Genomic DNA, 20,420 nt, shown 5'->3' on the forward strand with positions numbered 1-20,420 from the left:
TTAATTGGATTCTATAGCTGAGTTCATCACTTTCTCAAAAAATCGAAGTCTTCTTCCTTCGATATCGTCTACATGCACATATTTTTTGACATCTTCTTTGTTGATGGTGAAATCGGTGCATTTATCCACGAATGCTTCTACCTTGCCCGATGAAGATAGAATACCTTTCTCACTATTGGGTAACTGAAGGACCCAATCTGGATAACCAAGAGACTCAAAAGCTGTATCCTTATACGGAAGAATAACAGGTTTACAGCAAGCTACATATTCCCTAACCTTTAAGGGGCAGGCCTCCTCCATATTGTTTCGGAAAAATGCCAGGGTAGCAATGGCACAAGCTGCACGCTCAAAAAGTTTTAGATATTCTTCTTTTTTTAAATAACCGTGAAATTGAACATTTTTTGTTGCCCCAACGTGTTCTGTGGCAGAAATACCGACTACATCAAAATTAATTGTGGGCATTTTTTTTGCCAACTCCACAAGAATATCAACACCATGCCATGGCATGCCTGGAGAACCTATGAATATTACTCTTTTTTCTGTTTTAACACGGTCCAATTCTGGATATTTAGAAATGTCGATAGAATTGGGGAACACCTCCAGTTCCTTGCCTTTTACCTTACTTGCCTTGGCAATGTCAAAAGTAACAGCGGCCATCCCGGATACACCATTAAAAAGCCTTTCCTTCGTAAACAAAAAATAAATATACCTTAAAAAATACTTTATACTTTGTTTGGATTGTAGCTTATATTCCGAAGCCATATCGGTATTTAGCTCCAAAACCAATTTGTACTTGCTGCCTAATTTTCCGTAGAACGGCTGGTACAGCGCACTTCTTGCATAAACGATGTCCGGAGAGAATTCCGCTATAGCTTCAAGGACTTCGGAAAACGTACTGCTAAGCCCTATCCAATCTTTTAACAAATCAACAGGCAAAAGACCCAGCTTTTTTGATTTATATGCTGCTATCTTTTTTTTATCGTTGATTGATGATAGGGCCGTGGAATCAAGCTCTGACAAGTCTCGAGAAGTGACCAAAAAGACTTTTACTGTGTTTGTATTTTTTTCCCACGCCGATATCTGGCTGGATACTTTGTTTAAAACACCATGGTACCTAACAATATCTATAGGGAGGACATAAGCTATTTTCACTTTTATTTTTGTCTTAAAAAGTCTACTATTAATTTGGCGGAGTCTCCATTACCATACAAAAAGGTCTCTTTTTCAAATTGATTTTTTCCCAAGGCAGTATCAACTTCATCTACAAGTTTATTAAAATCCTTGATCAGAACGTTGTAACCGTTTTGTACCAGTTCCACCCATTCGGTTTCGTCCCGTAGTGTTAGACAGCCCACTTTATGAAAATAAGCTTCTTTTTGTACCCCACCAGAATCCGTAATGATTAACTTGGATTGCTTTTCCAACATAACCATGTCTATGTAGCCCACGGGGTCGATGAATTTTATGTTGGACGCTTCCCTATCAAAACCTATTTTTTCTAAAGCTCCCTTAGTCCTTGGATGCAGCGGTAAAACCAAGGTATGTTTTGTAGCAACGAGTTCCAGGTTATTAAAAATATCTTTTAACCTTTCCGGGTTATCTGTATTTTCCGCCCTATGTATGGTGCATAAAATAAAGTTCTTGATATTTAATCCGTATTGGGAAAGCACTTTGCTTTTGGATTCTGCTATTTGTCCATAAAAGAGCGCGGCATCAAACATCACATCGCCCACTTTGCATATCTTCTCCTTTTGGATTCCTTCTTGGTTTAGGTTTTTTACAGCCGTTTCTGTTGGTGTAAACAAAATATCGGAAACGTCGTCCGTTAAAATCCTATTGATTTCTTCCGGCATTCTACGGTTAAAGCTTCTTAGCCCCGCTTCTACATGCGCAATAGGAATGTGAAGCTTAACAGCCGCAAGTGCTCCTGCCAAGGTAGAGTTCGTGTCTCCATATACCAAAACCCAATCTGGTTTTTCCTTTAGGAGAACCTCCTCTATTTTGATCAACATTTGTCCCGTTTGCAATCCATGTCCCCCGCCACCTATACCTAGGTGGTAATCTGGTTTAGGAATGCCCATTTCCTCAAAAAAGATATCGGACATATTCGCGTCAAAATGTTGCCCCGTATGCACAATTGTCTCTTTTACCCCATTATTTTCGGCTACAGCCCTGGATACTGTTGCTGCTTTAATAAATTGGGGCCTTGCACCAATTATAGTGACGATTTTTATCATATTTTACAAATTCTTTTGAACAAACTGAACAATTCTGGTTCCCTAAAAAAGGAATTGTGCCAAAGTACGTTAAAATTACTGCTTTGGCGAAGGCATTTCTCCTTTAGGTTGTTCGCAACTGTTTCAGCTTCTTTATAATTTAAATTTTGATATTTTTTTAAAAACAGACTGCCTTCCATAAGTATCAATGGTCTTTCGGAAAGAGCAAGCTCTTTTCTATTTGGGACATTATACAGTTTAAAGTCTCTTGCTGTTCCGCATCTAAAGCCTACATGCTCCGCATATCCAAGAGTTGCATCGTACTTTAACCCCGCAGCTTCCCAATTGAGTTCTGTAACGCCAGGTTCCCACCTAAGATAATGTTGTCTGCCCCCCTTTATATCTTTTGGATCCCCACCTGCTTTTTGGTAAACCTGCCTAAGAAGTTCTACTTCTGCTTTAGTGGTTGCCACATCCATATAGGAACCATAACTCGCATGATATCCTATTTCGTGACCTCTAGAGATAATACGCTTCATCAAGACGAGTACGTCTTCACTTTCTATATCATAATCACCATCTATTGGTAGTTTATTATTCTTTGGGATAAAATAAAATGCCGCCTTTAACCCATTGGACTCACAGACATCCATCATAAAATCAAATGTGTTAAAAGGATCATGTTTTAGATTTTGTAAAATGGACACTTTATAAAACTGATATATCGAGGTCCAAAATTGTTTGATGGACTTTCTATGAAGAATGTCTCCCGCAAGTCGTTTAATAATACCTGGAAACTTGACTCCTTTATCCAAAAGATTATCCACATCACAACTGATATTGGCGCGAAAAAAATGTTCTTTTTTTGTTGCCCCCGGCCACAAGTGCTGAATTTGATTCCATAATAAATTTACATAATCGTCCACAATCGGCCTAGTTAAAAATCCTTCCTTGAATGCTAAGGATTCATTGGCAGGAAAACGGCCATGAGCATCTCTTTTTGTGTTGATAACTTCTTCGTATCTGGAAAGCATAAAAAAACAAGATCCAAAAATGTCCAAGCCTATTTTAACTTGGTCTCTTTGTTTTTCAATTTTTCCGTTCCCATAGATTATAGGTAGCCCATCTTCCGTATTTATCTGTAGAGGTAATTTTGGCAAAGATTCTTCTGACAGCCAACTTATTCCTTTTCCAAATTGGTCAAAAAAAACATCTTCTATTTCTATTGTTCCTTTTTCACCTTCTTTTTCTATACTTATTCCATCCGAATCTTCAGTATACCGTACCAAAAAAGGAACACCTAAAAATAAACCTAATATTTGTTCAAAAATGTATTCTTTCTCGTTAGAGCAAGTCGAGTTGGTCCTTATTATAAACACTAGTCCGTTCTCCTTTTGATTATTCTTGCGGGATTACCTACAACAATGGCATATTCCGGCACATCTTTTGTGACTACGGAACCGGCACCCACAACAGCTCCGTTACCAATTTTTACGCCCTTTAATATTATTGCCCCTGCACCGATCCAGACGTCTTCTCCAATTACAATGGGTTTATTTACATGAGGTTGTGCGTTCATTGGCAACCCTATTTTCATACCATGGTCCCTACCCCAAATTACTACTTTTGGTCCCAACATAACATTGTCCCCAAACTTAATGTTGCCAAGTATGTGGCAATGTGCATTCATGTAAAAATTGTTGCCCACAATAATTTTTGGTTCACCGATCAGTCTGCAATATGGCTCAATTGTTGCACTTCCGTTAAAGCTTATATTTGAAAAAACCGTGTTATTGTACATTTTTACGTTTTTAAAGCGTAAAAGTGTTTTCTCAAGAAAAAGCTTTATTCTGTTTTTTATACTTTTTGCCATATTTTACTTTACCCTTCTCAACAACTTTTTTGCCACCTGTTTTACCAATGTGGTTATGGTATTGCCCTGATCTATGATAAAGGGCTTTAAATCACCTTTTGTGAACATGGCCAGTCTATTTTCGTCTCCCTTATATAGATTTTGCTTAAATAACCTAAAATAGCCTTTTCTCAACACTAAATTGACCACCTCGTGTTTAAGATATGAAAAATGGACAAGTTTAGTGCTCTGTTCGTATTTTGGAACGGTTTTGCCCAAAGCATCAAGCCATTGCGTTTGTTGCAGAAACACTCCGGATAAATTTCCTACCCTGTGCCACATCATCGACCTAAGGTTTATTTCCATTAATTTGTAGTCTCCATCTCTAGGGTCGTATTTAAATTCTGGTTCGCATATGCCGTAAAGGTCCATCCCGTTCAATAACGCCTGTCCATGGGCCCTTATAATTTCAGGGGCTTCGTTGGATGCGCTGGAAAAAACCCCATAATCATCAGGGTATTGTGTTAGCTTTCTTCCTATCCACTCGTTTAGGATTGTTTTGGTCTTTGGAGATCTGTAACCCACATAGGCATAAATGGTTCCGTTAGTGTGGCCAGGGACTATCTCCGACGCCAGGAACGACACCCCTTTTTCAAAATATGTTTTGAGGCTCTCTTGGTGCGTGGAGAGTTCATTCTCGGATGAAATGGTGACCGAACGGAATACCTTTATTTTTAAATCTTCTCTTTTGTTCGGTTTAATGATTATTGGCAATCTTAGCCTGTTCGCAAGATCGGGGACATCATTTATGTTTTTTAACTCTACCGATTTCGGATATGGAACCCCAAGTTTTTCGCAAAACTGATACTGTACCGCCTTGTCGCTAGCTGAAATGATATTACCGGGATTAAAAGGTAAAAAGGCAAAGTCTTCTATCTTTTCCCTGATACTATATAGGTTTTCAATAAACAAATCGTCTGTTGGGAAGAGCACCAAATAACCGAATTCCTTGCTTAGTTTTTGCAAAGCCAACAACAAAGTACCTGATGTTTTATCGACAGACAATTTGGTGTTGAACAAATTACTGTATCCAGCCAATTGTTTGCCATATTGCACAAGAGCTATGTTTTCAATATTTTTCTCGTGCAGCTCCAAAGCAATGGAATAACCATTAACATAGCCTCCCAATACTACTGCGCAATTGCCCTTTATAGCTTCCCTTGTATAATTTTCCACATTATAAATATTAATACAAAATAATGAAAAGAAAGCGCAATAACCTGAACGAGCAACATTGTTGATAAGGATAATTTAAGAACATAAGCCAATAAAAAAATGCCCAGAGTAATCAGCACCAAACCTAATTGCCAGTAAAATGATATCTTTTGCTTTTCATATATGCTGTTTGTTACCGTTACAGGTACAACAATTAACCTTACGTAAAAAAGGGGAAGTAGTATTTTTGCATATCCTCCGGCCTCACCCCATTCCTCGCCAAAGACAAATACAAATAGATGTTCTACAATAAAATATCCAGGAATAAATATAAAAGCACCAACAAGGGTCAGTTTTTTAATTGTGCCTATGAAAATCGAGAGGGCTTTTTTTTGATTCTCTTTATTTTCTGATAATTTTTGAAAATAGACTTGTCCTACGGAATTGCCAACTAGTATTATTGGAAATCCTAAATACTTATAGGCAAAAGAGTAATGCCCTAATGGGAACAACCCATAAAACCATGAAATAAAAAAGTTTCCGACATTAACTGATATTGAGTTAAAGAAAATGCCCCACATTGAAAATTTAGGGAAGTCTACATATCGCCGTGCCAGTTTTTGGATTTCTTGTGCTTTAGAGCCAAGTATAACATCTCTATATTTTAAGAATGCTTTGGAAAGGCGAATATTTCCAAAAAAATGTGAAAGTGTCTGTCCCAGAATTAAACCACCAGAAGTAAAGTTCAAAGCCCCCAAACCTAATTGAACCAAGCCGCCCCCAGAGGACTTGAAAACATTTGCCCTTGCAATATTTTTGAATTGTTTGGACCTTGTATTAAAGTAATTCAACGCATTAAAACATCCTATCATTAAGACACTCAATGGAACAAGGTACAGCCACTTTTCTAATTTTGGGTCTCCTAATAATACAGCTATCTCTGAGCGAAAAAACAATACACCTATAAGGGCAATAAGGGAGACTGCAACAGAAATAAAAATGGAGAGCAATGTCAACTGAACCCCTTTCCTTTCTTCCTTTGGCAAAAGAATGGCCAATTCGTACCTTCCGGTTGCCAAAGAACCTAAAATCTGTGTAATTGCCAAATAAAGGGCTAAGCGACCAAACTCCTCTGGAGAGTATATTCTGGAAAGAAAAGGGGCAATAATGAGAGGAATTAGCTGAGCCAAGGCAGTTCCCGATGATAGAATAAGAACATTTCTAAAAAACTCAGAGGTTTTAATTTCCTCTATTAAAGCCTTTAATTTTCCCACACCTAACTTTAGTTGTCCAAAAACTTATGATATTCCCCCTTTGGGCCAATTGGCTGCGTATTCCTTATATCGTGCACTATTTCAATGGCGGTCCTGGCGGCTTCCAAACCATAGCCTTTACCGTTCAAAATATCTTTATAGACCATGGTGTGCAAATCCGTAAAGCCCCCACTAAATTCCAATTCTTCACCATTAATGGTGATGGATCTAAAAGTTGTTTGACCTTTTTCTTTAACCTCTTTTGGCAGATATTCCGAGTTTATGGAAAGGAACCAGCGCACCCGGGCATTTTCGAACTCCAAGTAACCCGCTGCCCTATCTTTCTCATGAACATGGACCACATTTTCCTGCACATTCCCAAATATCCAAGAAAGCATGTCGTAGAAATGTACCCCAATGTTGGTGGCAATACCTCCTGATTTGCTCACATCGCCTTTCCATGAGGTCTGGTACCAATGACCTCTTGAGGTCAGGTAGGTCAAATCAACATCGAATTTTGTGTTCTTGTCTGCTTTGGCTACTTTTTCTCGTAGGGCAATAATACTTGGGTGTACCCTTAGCTGAAGTATGTTATATACCTTTTTTCCCGTGTTTTCCTCAACTTTTTTGAGCTTGTCTATGTTCCATGGGTTGAGCACCAAAGGCTTTTCGCAGATGGCGTCCGCACCGCTCCTTAAGGCAAATCGTATATGGGCATCGTGCAGATAGTTCGGTGAACATATGCTAACATAGTCCAAGAAAGTGTTTTTCTCATATTTTAATTTTTCAATATGGCGATCAAACCTTTCAAATTCCACAAAAAAGTCGGCATTTGGAAAGTGTGAATCTATAATGCCTACACTATCGCCCTTATCATAAGCTGCAAGAAGATTATTGTTTGTATCCTTGATTGCTTTCATGTGTCGCGGAGCTATATATCCCGCTGCACCGATCAATGCAAAATTCTTCATATAATAGTATTAAGATTTGTTGTTATGTAATCTATTTCGGCTTCTTCCAAATATGGGTTCATTGGAAGACTCATTACTTCTTGTGCACATTTTTCTGAAACCGGGAAATCACCAAGTGTATAACCTAGGTAAGAAAAGCATTTTTGTAAATGCATTGGAATCGGATAGTGAACGGCTGTTGGTATTCCTTTTTGCATAAGGGCTTTTTGAACTTTGTCTCGCTCTTTCACCCTTATTGTATATTGGGCCCAAACCGATGTTCTATCGTCTTTTACAAGTGGTTTTGCTGCGTTATCTGATATCTTGTTCGAATAGCTCTCTGCAACGGCCTGCCTTCTTGAGATGTCATTCTCATATGTGGCCAACTTTACATCAAGAATAGCTGCTTGTAAGTTATCCAATCTACCGCCCATGCCTATGTAATGATGTGTATATCTTTTTACTTGGCCATGAACGCGCATGGCCTTCATTTTTTCATAATCTTCTTCATTGGTTGCAAAAACTGCGCCCCCATCTCCAAAACAGCCCAAGGGCTTGGCGGGGAAAAAGCTGGTGCATCCAAATGTAGAAACATTACAGCTTTTTTTGCCTTTATATATTGCGCCAAAGCTTTGCGCGGCATCTTCTATTACGGCTAGATCGTACTTTTCCGCAATTGCATTGATGTCATCCATATCGGGCATTTGCCCATATAGGGATACTGGCATTATGGCCTTGGTATTTTTGGTAATTGCCTGTTCAATTTTTGAAGCATCGATGTTATATGTATCTTCATCAATATCAACAAAAATGGGTTTTGCCCCTAAACATGCAATGGTCTCTGCCGTAGCTATAAAGGTAAAGGGTGTGGTGATAATTTCATCTCCCGCCCTAATTCCCATGGCCATTAGTGCCAGTAGTAAAGCATCCGTACCAGAGGAACATCCCAGTGCATATTTGTTTCCAGTGAAACTTGAAAGGTTCTGTTCAAACCTTTCCGTTTCTGCTCCAAGTATATATCTTGCGGAACGCATTACATCCAACGCCACTTTTTCAAATTCTTCCCTATGTTCTTCGTACGCCCTGCCAAGATTTGCGAAATCTATTTTCATGTAGTCTTGTTTACCTTGTTGTTTTCGAGTAGATATTTTTGATTGCTTTCGGGGCAAGTGGCCATTCCAGAATTGTCAAAATCCAACCGATGCCCATATTCACTTACCCATCCGATCTGCTTTGCCGGATTCCCCACAAGAAGGGCATATGGGGGCACTGCTTTTGTAACTACCGCTCCTGCACCGATCAAGGCATATTCCCCAATATCATTACCGCAAACCACAGTTGCATTGGCGCCAATGGTGGCGCCTTTTCTCACAATGGTCTTCATATACTCATCGCGCCTATTAATGGCGCTTCTTGGGTTTATTACATTGGTAAAAACCATGGATGGCCCTAAAAAGACATCATCTTCACATATAACACCTGTATAAATCGACACGTTGTTCTGTACCTTAACGTTGTTTCCTAGCACAACTTCGGGGGAAACAACTACATTTTGTCCTATATTGCATGATTCACCTATTTGACAATTGGACATAATATGGGAAAAATGCCAAATTTTTGTTCCTTTTCCAATTACGCAGTTATCATCTATTACTGCTGTTTCATGAGAGAAAAAAAGAGATTCGCTATCCATTGGGAATATTTCTAATTTTAGGGCAATGTATTTAAATTGGTTTCTAACGAAATTTGATCAAGGTTAAACTCTAGGACACAGAAATTAGACCTTTTATTCATAGTTTACGTGTCCATTTTATCCCAAAAGGGCAACTTTCTGTCCTTTTCAATAAGGACCAAATCACTGGTATTGAGCTGCCATTCCAATTTCAATTTTTGGTCATCGTACCTTATACCTCCCTCTGCACTTTTATTATAATAATTATCACATTTATATAAAACTCTTGCGGATTCGCTCAAAGTTAAAAAACCATGTGCAAATCCTCTTGGCACAAACAGTTGTCTTTTGTTCTCATTGCCCAGTTCAATGGATAAATGCTCGCCAAAAGTAGGGGAATTTTTACGTAAATCGACCACTACGTCCTGAATTCTTCCATCCAATACGGAAACCAACTTGGCCTGGGCATGTTCGCCTTTTTGAAAATGCAGTCCTCTTAACACTCCCTTTTTGGAATAGGACTGATTATCTTGCACAAAATTTACCTCTTGCCCAATGGCTTTACAAAATTCTTTATGATTAAAACTCTCGAAAAAATAACCTCGGTCATCCTTAAAGATTGTAGGTTCGATTACAAAACATCCTTTTAATTTGGTCTCCGTCGCCTTTATCATCCCTCTTTCTTCAAAATACCCAATAAACGTTCACCGTAGCCGCTCTTTATTAAGGGCTTGGCCAATTCTTTAAACTGATCTGCATTTATATATCCCATTTCAAATGCTGCCACTTCTATAGATCCGACCACAAATCCTTGGCGTTCCTCGATTACTTCTATAAACTGCGAAGCCTGCATTAGGGCCTGAAAGGTTCCTGTATCCAACCAGGCAGTGCCCCTGTCTAAAATACTTACGCTCAGTTTTCCTCTTTCTAGATACGCCCTGTTTACATCTGTGATTTCCAATTCGCCCCTTTTGCTGGGCTCAATGTTTTTGGCAATGTCCACGACTTCATTGTCATAAAAATAAATGCCCGGTACTACGTAGTTGGATTTGGGTTGCTTGGGCTTTTCTTCGATACTAATTGCCTTGCCATCCTCATCGAACTCCACAACCCCATATCTTTGTGGGTCGTTTACGCGATAGGCATAAACAATGCCCCCCTCGGGGTTATTGTTGCTCTGCAATAACTTGGACAATCCCGCTCCATAAAAAATATTATCGCCCAAAATAAGTGCCACCTTATCATCCCCTATAAACTCTTCCCCAATAATAAATGCTTCCGCCAGCCCGTTGGGTGAATCTTGGGCCGCATAGAAAAATGAGCAACCATATTTGTGGCCATTGCCCAACAATTCTTTAAAAAGTGGAAGGTCTTTGGGTGTGGAAATAATCAATATTTCCTTTATTCCTGCATACATAAGGGTAGACAAGGGGTAATAGATCATCGGCTTATCGTAAATGGGCATCAACTGTTTGCTCACCGATAAGGTAAGTGGGTGCAATCTACTGCCTGTTCCTCCTGCCAATACAATTCCCTTCATCCTATTTATGCTTGATATTGCTTTTTATAATATTCCAAGTAGTCTCCCGAAGTAACATGGTCTAGCCATTCCTTATTATCAAAATACCACTCTATTGTTAGCTCCAAACCTTCTTCAAATGTTACCGATGGTTCCCACCCTAATTCTTTATTAATTTTCGAGGCATCGATGGCATATCTTAGATCGTGTCCTGGACGATCCTTTACAAAGCTTATGAGCTTTGCCGAAGTGCCTGCCTGCCTGTCCAATTTTTTATCCATTAATCTGCACAATAATTGGGTCAGTTCAATATTCTTCCACTCATTAAAGCCGCCAATATTGTATGTTTCCCCCTTTTTTCCTTGATGGAACACCAAGTCTATGGCCTGGGCGTGATCTTTTACAAAAAGCCAATCCCGAGTATAGTTGCCATCACCATAAACGGGCAATGGTTTTTTTTGAATGATATTGTTGATGAACAGAGGAACCAACTTTTCTGGAAATTGGTTTGGCCCATAGTTGTTGGAACAATTGGAAATTACAAAAGGAAGGCCATACGTTTCCCCATATGCCCTTACAAAATGGTCCGAACTTGCTTTAGAGGCCGAATAAGGGGAATTGGGAGCATATGCTGTAGATTCCTTGAAAAAGCCATGACTTCCCAAACTACCATAGACCTCATCGGTGCTGATGTGATAAAACACAAACCCTGGATTATTCCGGAACAACCCCAAGGATGCATTCAGCAAATTAACGGTTCCAAAAACATTGGTCCTTACAAACGACAACGGGTCTGTGATCGAACGATCTACATGGGACTCTGCCGCCAAATGGATCACACCATCAAAATGATGTTTGGAAAAAAGCTTGTTTACAAAGTCCGTATCGGTAATATCTCCTTTGATGAAGGTATAATTGTCCGCGTCTTCAATATCTTTAAGGTTTTCCAAATTTCCTGCATAGGTCAGGGCGTCCAAATTGAAAACTTGATAATTTTCGTATTCGGAAACAAATCGCCTAACAACATGTGAGCCTATAAACCCGGCACCGCCGGTAATAAGAATGTTTTTGGAAATATTGTGCTCCATTAATATATGCTTAAAGCCCCTTAGGTTCTAATTATGTAGCAGCGAGAACACTATTCCTAGGTCTCCTTGCTAAGGTACGATAATTCCTGTCCAAAATAAGGTTGGCGGTTTCTTCCAAACCGTTTTCCTTGAGTATTTGTTGTGCAAAACCATACCATGTTGTAGGCTCCCCATCGGTATAGTGATAGGTTCCAAATGGCCTTTCTCCACAAACAATTTCATTTAAAATATAGTTGGCCAGGGCATCCGAATTGGTCGGGCATCCTTTCTGAGCATCTGTAATTCGCAATTCCTCTCCCGCCTTTGCCTTGTTCAAAATGGTACGGTAAAAGTTATGTCCATGTTTTTTATTGTACAACCAAGATGTCCGAACAATAAAATGGTTGGGTATTATTTTTTGAATAAACTGCTCTCCTTTTAATTTGGATGCTCCATAAACATTGATCGGGTTAGGCCTATCGTCTACCAGATAAGGGCCTTCCTTTTCACCATCAAAAACATAGTCTGTGGAAATATGTACCAATGTAACGTTATGGTCATTACAAAGCTCTGCTATATTTTTTGCCCCCTCGGCATTAATCTTAAATGCCAAATCAGGGTGTTTTTCGGCCTGTTCTACATGGGTGTATGCCGCACAGTTGATACAATAGCTATACGTGCTTTGGTGAATTACCTTGGCCAGATCTTCCCTGTTGGCAATATCAAGTTCATTAGAGGCTTTAAAATCGAAATCCAGGTTTGGAAAACCTTGTGCCACATGCATCAAGGAAAGCCCTAATTGTCCTTTGGAGCCCGTAACCAAGATTTTAGACATTTTGATGGAAAAACTAAGTGTTAAACTTCTATCTGTGAAGCTTTCTTGTTGAGATATTTAAGGAATGATAACAAAAAGAACAATCCTACTAACAACATGGGCAATAATATAATTTTCTTGCCAAAGAAAGCCTTGGTGACCTGATGAGGTTTGCCAAAGTTAATTATACTTATTGTGTTCGAAAATTCCTTGAGCTCTTTTTGCTTATCTTCAATGTCTTCAATTAACCTTGTTTTAAGGCTGAGTAAACTTGAGACATTCAGATTATCTTCATTTTGCAATATGAGTTTTCCGCTCTCAAATGTTTTGCTCGAGCCGTTAAATTTTGAAGAATATCCTTTTATAATCGTATCAATCTGTCCAATTAAGACTTTATTCTGATTTATTCTTGAAATTGAATTCTCTGTATGGACTGCTAAAAGTTCTTTAAAATAAGTATTTGAGTTAATAAACTTCATTATTTTTTCTGCAACAATTGCCCCTGAAGGATTCTTATATTTAAAAGTGACCTTGTGATTTAATTCGGAGTTTTTTAGAAGTTCATCGCGCAATACATCTGCTACTAAGTCTGTATTTTGAAATTTTTGAAGCGTCTCCAGATACTCCAATTCTTTTTCTTTTGAATTTTCTATATCTTTTTTTGTCGGCTCTATTGTTACTTGAAAGCCTTTTACTTCTTCCAACGTAACCCCTAATTCATCCAAAAAAGTTTTGTTTTCGGATTTAAGGTTTATATCAATTTCATCTATTACATCATACAAATAGTCTTTACTGTCCAGGTTGGGCCTAACGATTACATCCAACTGCATTTTTTCAGAAGTAATAAATTTTAATCCATACCCGATTGCCCCGCCTAGTACAACCAAAGCCGCGAGAATTATTGCGTTTTTCTTTAAATATAGAAAAACGCGCAAAAAGAAAATTCCAAGTTTATTGAACCATTTTCCAATCATTTGGAACAATTGCCCCAAATCTATTTCGTCTGAACTATTCTGATTTACTGGTTGGTCCGCCATTTTTTATGTATTGAATATTTGTTTAAGAATTCTGTCCGTAATCAAGTAAGTGGGTTTAACACCTGTAGTGCCCAGTCCGCCAGAAGCCAAGGTGCTCCCAGTTTCCAAGGGGTTGTCCGATGCGTAATAGGCATAGCGCACCTTAACTTCTTTGTTTATGCTTTTTCGTATTTGAGAAGCCGATTGTATAGCTTTTTGATAATGTACACCCTCCATTTCCAATCCGATCACGTTCCAAGTGGACTCGTGGAAAAACTGGAGTATGTCCCTGTTCTGAAGCGAGGTTCCCAACACTGTGACCATGGTACCTTCCATTACTTTTAGTCCATGTCCCTTAAAATCGGAGGCGCAGAGTTCGTTGTTAAAGGGGTAATTGTCCGCAGTTCCTTCGAAAATATGGGCGGATGGAATCATTAAATCTCCTTTGCCTCCTTCCAGAATTCCGGCCTTGCCCATAATGGAGACAGAATCCACATTCAAGAAAATCTTTTCACCATCCTCTTCCAAGGGCTTCAACAGTTCATCTATGGTTTCGTATGCTTGTTCCCCAAAGGCATAATCCATTACGAATATAACCGGCTTTTCGTCCTCGGAGATACCTTCCGGCAAATTGTAACAGCAGCTTTCCCCACCAAACTTTGCAGTATCAAATATTTGGACATCGATATTGGCCCCGGATTCATCGTCCAAGAAAATCATCCCATTGCTCTGTGCCAGTTCCTTTACTTTTTGGTTCAGCGATTTGTGTTTTTCGGAACCCAATGCTACATAAATGTCCAGGGAATCGTTGTCCGGAAATTCTTCGGCCAATGCCTTTTTGGCAAAAAGGGAATTCATTACACTGTGCATATTGGCACTGATGATATGCAATGGCCTATGTATTAAATTGTTCTGCTTTAAGGTGTTCTTTATTTTGTTGGCCCACTTTTCCCCATGAATGTGGTGCCCTAACCGTTCGCGCAACAACGGACTAAATGTAATGGTTCTTTTATTGCCAGTTGTTTCTTCCTCAATGGCCAATTTGCCCAACCAGTACATCACATTTAAAAAACGGTCTGGATCTTTCTGGGTTTTTAGCTTGTTCTGAATATCAACTACCTCATCAAAGGTTCTGCCCAAGATATTGGCACAATGTATCAGGGCCACTTCTCTTTCTTCATTATCTTTTTCCTCGCTCAGTACAAACTCGGTAAGTTTGTCCCAATCTCTAATGGTTGCATTCCCATCGTCCACCAAAACTCTTTTGGAAATTTTTCCGGACTCAATGAACAAGAAGGTAAGGTGGGTCAAAATATCGTAAATATCACTACGTCCACGGGTTATTTCTATGTTCATCTGTTCGTCGTCAATGCGGTAACAGTTTCGTCTTCTTTTTGGGGGAACAATAGGTTTTAAATGCGATTTGGCAAAGCCTTCATCCGAGGTAAGGTTAATAAATCGACATTCCTCAATGCCTTCTGGAAGACGTTCCAATACATAGATCAATCCGTTGAGCTCTGCCTTTTCCTCGGCAATTGTACCATATATTTCGGGCCTGAGCAGCAAAAGTGCACTGCGGAGGGCGTTTCCCGAAACGCCCGATGGTTTATAAAAACCGCGATTGAGCAAATGGCGCATGGTAATGTACAAGCGTTCGATCGCATTGGTAGATTCCTGTGCCCTGGTAGTCTGTTTTACTTCTGTTGCCATCATATCTTCTGGCAAAAATAAGTGAATTCCTATGAAAGTTAAACTGTTATGAGTCAACTAATTTTAAAGGACTGCAATCCGTCCGCCACTTTTCTATCGTTCGCAAGTCGCTGAACCTTGTTCTGCCCGCCCAGTTTACCGATGGATTTCATGTAATCCTGAAAGCCATTTGTTTTGACACTACTGATTTTTAAGGGCTGAAGGATATGTCCATCGATCAAGTCGAGATAGTAACTGTTCTGCTTTTTCATACTTGCCTCAATAATTCCGGCAAATTTTAATCGGTCAGTTGGTTCCCTTTCAAATTCAATGAACCATTCGTGATACGGGAGTTCCCCTTCTGGCGGATTGGTCTGTGGGGCAACGGTAAATTCGTTTACAAGGGCATCGGTCTGTTCCACTGCCAATCGAAGGGCTTCTTCCACTTCTTTGGCAATTACATGCTCACCAAAAGCGGAGATAAAGTGTTTTATGCGGCCGGAAACCACAATTTTATACGGGTCTTTGGAAATAAACCGAATGGTATCCCCAAGGTTATAGCCCCAAAGCCCCGCATTGGTAGATATTACCATAGCATAGTCCACACCCAGCTCAACCTCGGCAATGGTCAATCGTTTTGGGTTTTCGTCGAAAAACTCGTCTGCTCTTACAAATTCATAAAAAACACCCGCATCCAGCAACAGCAACATTCCTTTTTCCCTTTGGGAATTCTGATAGGCAAAAAAACCTTCGCTAGCGGGGAACAGTTCAATGCTGTCCACTTTTCTGCCGATCAGGTTTTCGAATTTTGCGCGGTATGGTTCATAATTTACGCCTCCGTAAATAAACAGTTGGAATTCTTTAAAAAGCTCCCCTACTTTTTTGCCCGTTTTTGCATTCAGCTTTTCAAAATACATTTGGACCCAAGAGGGAATGCCCGCTATAACGGTCATACTCTCCTCTTCGGTTTCCTCTACAATCTTGTCCACCTTTGTTTCCCAATCCTCGATACAATTGGTCTCCCAACTGGGCAAGCGGTTTTTTTGAAGGTAATTGGGAACGTAATGTGCCGATATGCCCGATAATCTTCCCAATTTTATGCCGTTCTTTTCTTCCAACATGGGGCTGCCCTGAAGAAAAATCATTCTGCCGTCCACAAAATCCGCATTACCGGTTTCGTGGATGTAATTGAGTATGGCATTTCGAGAGGCTTCTACCTGATTTTTAATTGATGGTTTGGTGATTGGAATATATTTGGCGCCAGATGTTGTCCCGGAAGTTTTGGCAAAATATATGGGTTTCCCGGGCCAGAGCACATCGCTTTTGCCATCAAGAATTTGCTGAACATAGCCTTTGAGCTCTTCATAATCCCTAATAGGAACTCTTTCCGTAAATTCTTGATGTGATTTAATGGTGTCAAAGCCATGGTCCCTGCCAAAAACAGTGTTCTTGGCTTCGGTTATCAATTGGTTAAAAACCTTTTGTTGGGTCTTAACGGGCTGCTTTACCCATTTATCGGTCTTTTTTGCAATTCGATTCGCAAATATTTTAGCTGCAAATGCTTTTAAGGACATTTAATTGAAATCAATATAGTTTTGTGGGTCCACTGGTTTGCCTTTTCTCCAAAGTTCAAAGTGTAGGTGTGGTCCTGTAGTAAGCTCTCCTGTATTTCCTATTGAAGCTATTACCTCGCCTGCCTTTACCATATCGCCTTGAGCTTTGCTCAACGAGCCGTTATGTTTGTACACCGATGTAATGCCTTCTTGGTGTTCCACGATGATCACATACCCTGTTTCGGTGGTCCATTCAGCAAAAAGAACGGTGCCGTCCGCAATTGCTTTGACCGGTGTATCTCTTGGCGCTACCAAATCCACAGCATAGTGCTTTGTTTTTGGGTCGAACCCTTGGGTCAAAGTACCGTTAACGGGAGAAAAGAAAAGTGTTCCAAGGTTTTCCACATCCCTTTCAAAAAGATTGTACTTGTCTTCCAGTTCCACTTCTTCACGCAAAAGCAAATCTTCGCGTATGGGTGTCAGGTCTACTGTGGAGGGGTCCAATTTGTACTGTTCGAACAGGGAATCCCTATTCGTCTGGTTATTCTCGATATCGCCGCGCAGTACTTTTCTAACATTGTCCAAGTACTTATTTGTATAGTTAAGAACAGTGACCAAAGAATCTGTTTTATAGGTAAGTTCCGTAGCCTGTCTCTTTAATTTTGTTGAGGAGTATCCCGGAATATATTCTCGAAGGGGCGTAAAGGCAATGATCAATGTCGTGAGCCCTATCAATACAATTATAAATAAGGTTCCGGTAACAAAAACATTGAGCCGATTGAGTTTAAACGAAATTTTCTCCTCAAAGGTGCTTTCATTAAGAATTACCAAGCGATACTTGTGCAGTAGCTTACGTTTTATCTCCTTTCTTTTCTTTTTGTCCTTTGCCATGGTCAACAAAGATAGTCTTAGATTTTAATATGGATGTTAAGCTTTTTAAAAAGCTACGCTGCTTACAAGTCTAAAAATCAGTTTTAAATCCTAAATTTCGTTAATCGAATATTCTCTTCCACTTCTTTTTAGTACCTTTACCTTTCTAAATTAAAGGTTTTTGAAGATATGATTGCTCAAACTATATTACTTGGAATGTTGGGCCCTTGGCAGATTGTCCTGATTGTTGCCGTGGTAGTTTTGCTTTTCGGAGGCAGAAAAATTCCGGAACTTATGAGAGGGCTTGGTAGCGGCATCAAAGAATTTAAGGACGCGACCAAAGAAGACGAGAAACTGGAAGGCGGAAAAAACGAATCTAATTCCTAAACGGATTTTTTGGGCGTTGAAACGCACTGGTTTTTAATTGGTTTTCGACCAACGACCACATATTTTAAGGTTTCAATGTCGATATTTCAGCCTTTCACAACAAAAAATTATCCCCCCAATTACCTTATCCTATTTTAGCGGTTACAACTAAACTGTTAGGCTTGCATGCTTAACCTCCAAATGAGCCTTTTTTGTTCATTTGTGCAGACGGAGTGGTAATGAAAAGATTGATCTTGCTTTTTTTCTTCTCATGCTTCCTAGGGTCAAATGCCCAGGAGCTTGCCCTTTCCAATATTGGAGAGGATACTTTGTTGTCCGATACACTGATGGACAATAACAGCGATGAATCCCCAAGTGAATTTGTAAAATACCTCGACGGGCTCAATAATAAAAAGCTCAATAAATACCTTGGTAAAAAAGGAGTGGCCGAAAAACTGGTCCAAAGAGGCAATTCGTACTTTAACAAAATGTGGTATGCCGAAGCTGCCCGCATTTTTGATATTGTCCTCGAAAAAACCGATACAAAGCACACCTACGAAATACTTTCCAAAGCTGGCGATTCCCATTATTACACAGGTAATCTGGAAAAATCGTACAAGTGGTACAACGAGCTGTACACATTATACGAAGATGAAATAAATACAGACACCTTTTTTAAATATACCCAAACCCTAAAGGGAACGGGAAAATATCGTAGAGCGGCAGCTTTGACCAAAATATTGAGGCAAAAAAGGGACGAGCCCCTGAACGAACTGGAATCGTTAAACACCAATACTTGGAAAGGCGCAACACAAGTGACGATCAAGAATTTGGATATTAACTCCAAGTATTCCGATTTTTCGCCCATGTTCCATAATGATTCGGATATCGTTTATGCTTCCGCAAAGGATTCTTCCATTTTGACCACACGTCGTTATCGCTGGACCAATCAGCCTTTTCTTGATCTCTACGTTTCAAAAAAGAAAAATGATGATGGTGATCTATTGCCGCCCAAAAAGTTTTCCAAGAAAATCAATACAAAATACCACGAGGCATCATCTGCCTTTTCTCCCGACCAAAAAACCATCTATTTTACCAGAAACAACTATGGTAAACGATTGAAGCGAGGTAAAAATGGTATTAACCACCTCAAGATCTATCGCTCACAAAACATAGATGGCCAATGGACCAGCGCAGAAGAACTTCCCTTTAATAGTGAAGATTATTCAACGGGACACCCTACTGTAAGTCCTGATGGCAAAAAACTATATTTTGTTTCCGATATGCCCGGCGGTTTTGGCGAAACGGACATCTATGTGGTGGATATTCTAGAAAATGGTGCGTTTTCCGAGCCCAAAAACCTGGGTAGGGCCATCAACTCGGATGCAAAGGAAATGTTCCCGTACGTAACGGAAAACATTCTTTATTTCTCGTCCAACAGACCAATGGGATATGGCGGGCTAGATGTTTACAAATCCGATGGTTCCGATGAGACTTTTGCAGGCGCGATGAATTTGGGCGAGCCCATTAACAGTAATAGGGACGATTTTTCGTATATCGTGGACGCCTCTAGCGGGAAGGGCTATTTTGCATCTAACCGAAAAGGAGGCAAAGGTGATGACGATATTTATTCCTTTGCCTACACTCCAAACCTAAATGCGATCACAGGGGTTGTGGAAGATTTGGCGTCAGGTGAAGCGTTGCCGAGCGCTACCGTATTACTATTGCAAGAAAATAGAATGATAAATGAAACAACCGTAGATGAAATGGGTCACTATTCCTTTCCCAACCTAAACCCAACTTCCAATTATATGGTGGTGGCGAAAAAGGAGGGGTACCTAAACGATAGTCTTGCGATACAAACCGCCGATAACAAAAATATAGTGGTGACCCAAAAGCTGAAGGCAGAGATCAAACAATCCGCTGCAGAGGCCATTGTTAAAACATTTGAACCCAACAATGTTTATTTCAACTTTGATAGCTACGAAATAACCCTGAGTTCCGCACAAGAATTGGATAAACTGATTACTGTGCTAAAATCGAACAAAGGGCTATCCTTAAAGATTGAATCCCATACCGATGCTATTGGTTCCAAGGCTTACAATAAATATCTTTCCGAGAAGCGGGCCAAGTCTACCAAAGACTATATGGTTTCGCAAGGTATAGACCCGAGCCGAATTATTAGCACCTCTGGATTTGGTGAAGACCGTTTATTGAACAATTGTGGAGATAGCCAATCCTGTCCTCCTGGTCAGCACCGTTTAAACAGAAGGTCGGAGTTTATCCTAATTGCCGAATAAGCTCTTACAGGCCTTAAAAAACTGTGTTTATCCGACTTAAAAACACAGAACTTCTACTGTTTATCGAT

Annotated in this window: 19 protein-coding genes; 2 read left to right on the top strand and 17 right to left on the bottom strand. The window is 39.8% G+C overall.

The features are described 5' to 3' along the window. From AB9K32_RS13680 to AB9K32_RS13760, 17 genes are all read right to left on the bottom strand, one after another. Window positions 1-1,152 (bottom strand): glycosyltransferase, encoded by a 1,152-nt coding sequence (locus tag AB9K32_RS13680; RefSeq protein ID WP_224835944.1) that lies wholly within the window; start codon window positions 1,150-1,152, stop codon window positions 1-3. Window positions 1,153-1,154: 2 nt separating this feature from the next. Further along, entirely contained in the window at window positions 1,155-2,237 is a 1,083-nt protein-coding gene (gene wecB, locus AB9K32_RS13685; RefSeq protein ID WP_224835945.1) for a non-hydrolyzing UDP-N-acetylglucosamine 2-epimerase, read from the bottom strand. After that, complete coding sequence (locus tag AB9K32_RS13690) at window positions 2,234-3,505, bottom strand: polysaccharide deacetylase family protein (protein WP_369885498.1); 1,272 nt, start codon at window positions 3,503-3,505, stop codon at window positions 2,234-2,236. Before AB9K32_RS13690 ends, wecB begins: the two co-directional genes overlap by 4 nt. 89 nt (window positions 3,506-3,594) lie before the next feature. Beyond that, window positions 3,595-4,089, bottom strand: a complete 495-nt coding sequence (locus tag AB9K32_RS13695) for a DapH/DapD/GlmU-related protein (RefSeq protein ID WP_369885499.1) — start codon at window positions 4,087-4,089, stop codon at window positions 3,595-3,597. A gap of 3 nt (window positions 4,090-4,092) precedes the next feature. Further along, window positions 4,093-5,304: a hypothetical protein gene (locus tag AB9K32_RS13700; RefSeq protein ID WP_224835947.1), complete on the bottom strand. Its 1,212-nt coding sequence runs from the start codon at window positions 5,302-5,304 to the stop codon at window positions 4,093-4,095. Then, complete coding sequence (locus AB9K32_RS13705) at window positions 5,277-6,557, bottom strand: lipopolysaccharide biosynthesis protein (RefSeq protein ID WP_224835948.1); 1,281 nt, start codon at window positions 6,555-6,557, stop codon at window positions 5,277-5,279. The genes AB9K32_RS13700 and AB9K32_RS13705 overlap by 28 nt, the downstream gene beginning before the upstream one ends. Before the next feature lie 8 nt (window positions 6,558-6,565). Beyond that, window positions 6,566-7,507 carry a Gfo/Idh/MocA family protein gene (locus AB9K32_RS13710; protein ID WP_010516307.1) on the bottom strand — a complete coding sequence of 314 codons (942 nt, stop codon included), beginning with the start codon at window positions 7,505-7,507 and terminating at the stop codon, window positions 6,566-6,568. Continuing rightward, window positions 7,504-8,598 carry a DegT/DnrJ/EryC1/StrS family aminotransferase gene (locus AB9K32_RS13715; RefSeq protein WP_369885500.1) on the bottom strand — a complete coding sequence of 365 codons (1,095 nt, stop codon included), beginning with the start codon at window positions 8,596-8,598 and terminating at the stop codon, window positions 7,504-7,506. The genes AB9K32_RS13710 and AB9K32_RS13715 overlap by 4 nt, the downstream gene beginning before the upstream one ends. Then, entirely contained in the window at window positions 8,595-9,179 is a 585-nt protein-coding gene (locus AB9K32_RS13720) for an acyltransferase (RefSeq protein ID WP_224835950.1), read from the bottom strand. Before AB9K32_RS13720 ends, AB9K32_RS13715 begins: the two co-directional genes overlap by 4 nt. Before the next feature lie 104 nt (window positions 9,180-9,283). After that, window positions 9,284-9,829, bottom strand: a complete 546-nt coding sequence (gene rfbC, locus AB9K32_RS13725) for a dTDP-4-dehydrorhamnose 3,5-epimerase (RefSeq protein ID WP_369885904.1) — start codon at window positions 9,827-9,829, stop codon at window positions 9,284-9,286. Beyond that, on the bottom strand, window positions 9,829-10,698 hold the full coding sequence (rfbA, locus tag AB9K32_RS13730; RefSeq protein ID WP_369885501.1) for a glucose-1-phosphate thymidylyltransferase RfbA: 870 nt from the start codon (window positions 10,696-10,698) through the stop codon (window positions 9,829-9,831). Before rfbA ends, rfbC begins: the two co-directional genes overlap by 1 nt. Before the next feature lie 5 nt (window positions 10,699-10,703). Next, window positions 10,704-11,765 (bottom strand): dTDP-glucose 4,6-dehydratase, encoded by a 1,062-nt coding sequence (gene rfbB / locus AB9K32_RS13735; RefSeq protein ID WP_252081020.1) that lies wholly within the window; start codon window positions 11,763-11,765, stop codon window positions 10,704-10,706. A 31-nt stretch (window positions 11,766-11,796) separates the two neighbouring features. Further along, window positions 11,797-12,579: a dTDP-4-dehydrorhamnose reductase gene (rfbD, locus tag AB9K32_RS13740; protein ID WP_369885502.1), complete on the bottom strand. Its 783-nt coding sequence runs from the start codon at window positions 12,577-12,579 to the stop codon at window positions 11,797-11,799. A gap of 20 nt (window positions 12,580-12,599) precedes the next feature. Continuing rightward, window positions 12,600-13,532, bottom strand: a complete 933-nt coding sequence (locus tag AB9K32_RS13745; RefSeq protein WP_369885503.1) for a hypothetical protein — start codon at window positions 13,530-13,532, stop codon at window positions 12,600-12,602. A gap of 66 nt (window positions 13,533-13,598) precedes the next feature. Further along, window positions 13,599-15,287: a hypothetical protein gene (locus tag AB9K32_RS13750; RefSeq protein ID WP_224835955.1), complete on the bottom strand. Its 1,689-nt coding sequence runs from the start codon at window positions 15,285-15,287 to the stop codon at window positions 13,599-13,601. A 50-nt stretch (window positions 15,288-15,337) separates the two neighbouring features. After that, window positions 15,338-16,837 carry a GH3 auxin-responsive promoter family protein gene (locus AB9K32_RS13755; RefSeq protein WP_369885504.1) on the bottom strand — a complete coding sequence of 500 codons (1,500 nt, stop codon included), beginning with the start codon at window positions 16,835-16,837 and terminating at the stop codon, window positions 15,338-15,340. Then, window positions 16,838-17,707, bottom strand: a complete 870-nt coding sequence (locus tag AB9K32_RS13760; protein WP_224835957.1) for a M23 family metallopeptidase — start codon at window positions 17,705-17,707, stop codon at window positions 16,838-16,840. It abuts the gene before it with no gap. A 168-nt stretch (window positions 17,708-17,875) separates the two neighbouring features. On the opposite strand from AB9K32_RS13760, the gene tatA reads away from it, so the two are divergent. After that, the gene (tatA, locus tag AB9K32_RS13765) at window positions 17,876-18,073 is read left to right on the top strand and encodes a twin-arginine translocase TatA/TatE family subunit (protein WP_286037776.1); all 198 of its coding nucleotides are present in this window, start codon (window positions 17,876-17,878) and stop codon (window positions 18,071-18,073) included. Window positions 18,074-18,291: 218 nt separating this feature from the next. Beyond that, window positions 18,292-20,352, top strand: coding sequence for an OmpA family protein (locus tag AB9K32_RS13770; RefSeq protein ID WP_369885505.1), 2,061 nt, complete (start codon window positions 18,292-18,294; stop codon window positions 20,350-20,352). Window positions 20,353-20,420 lie beyond the last annotated feature (68 nt).

This window comes from Allomuricauda sp. XS_ASV26 (assembly GCF_041224615.1).
In the GTDB taxonomy this organism is placed as follows: domain Bacteria; phylum Bacteroidota; class Bacteroidia; order Flavobacteriales; family Flavobacteriaceae; genus Flagellimonas; species Flagellimonas alginolytica.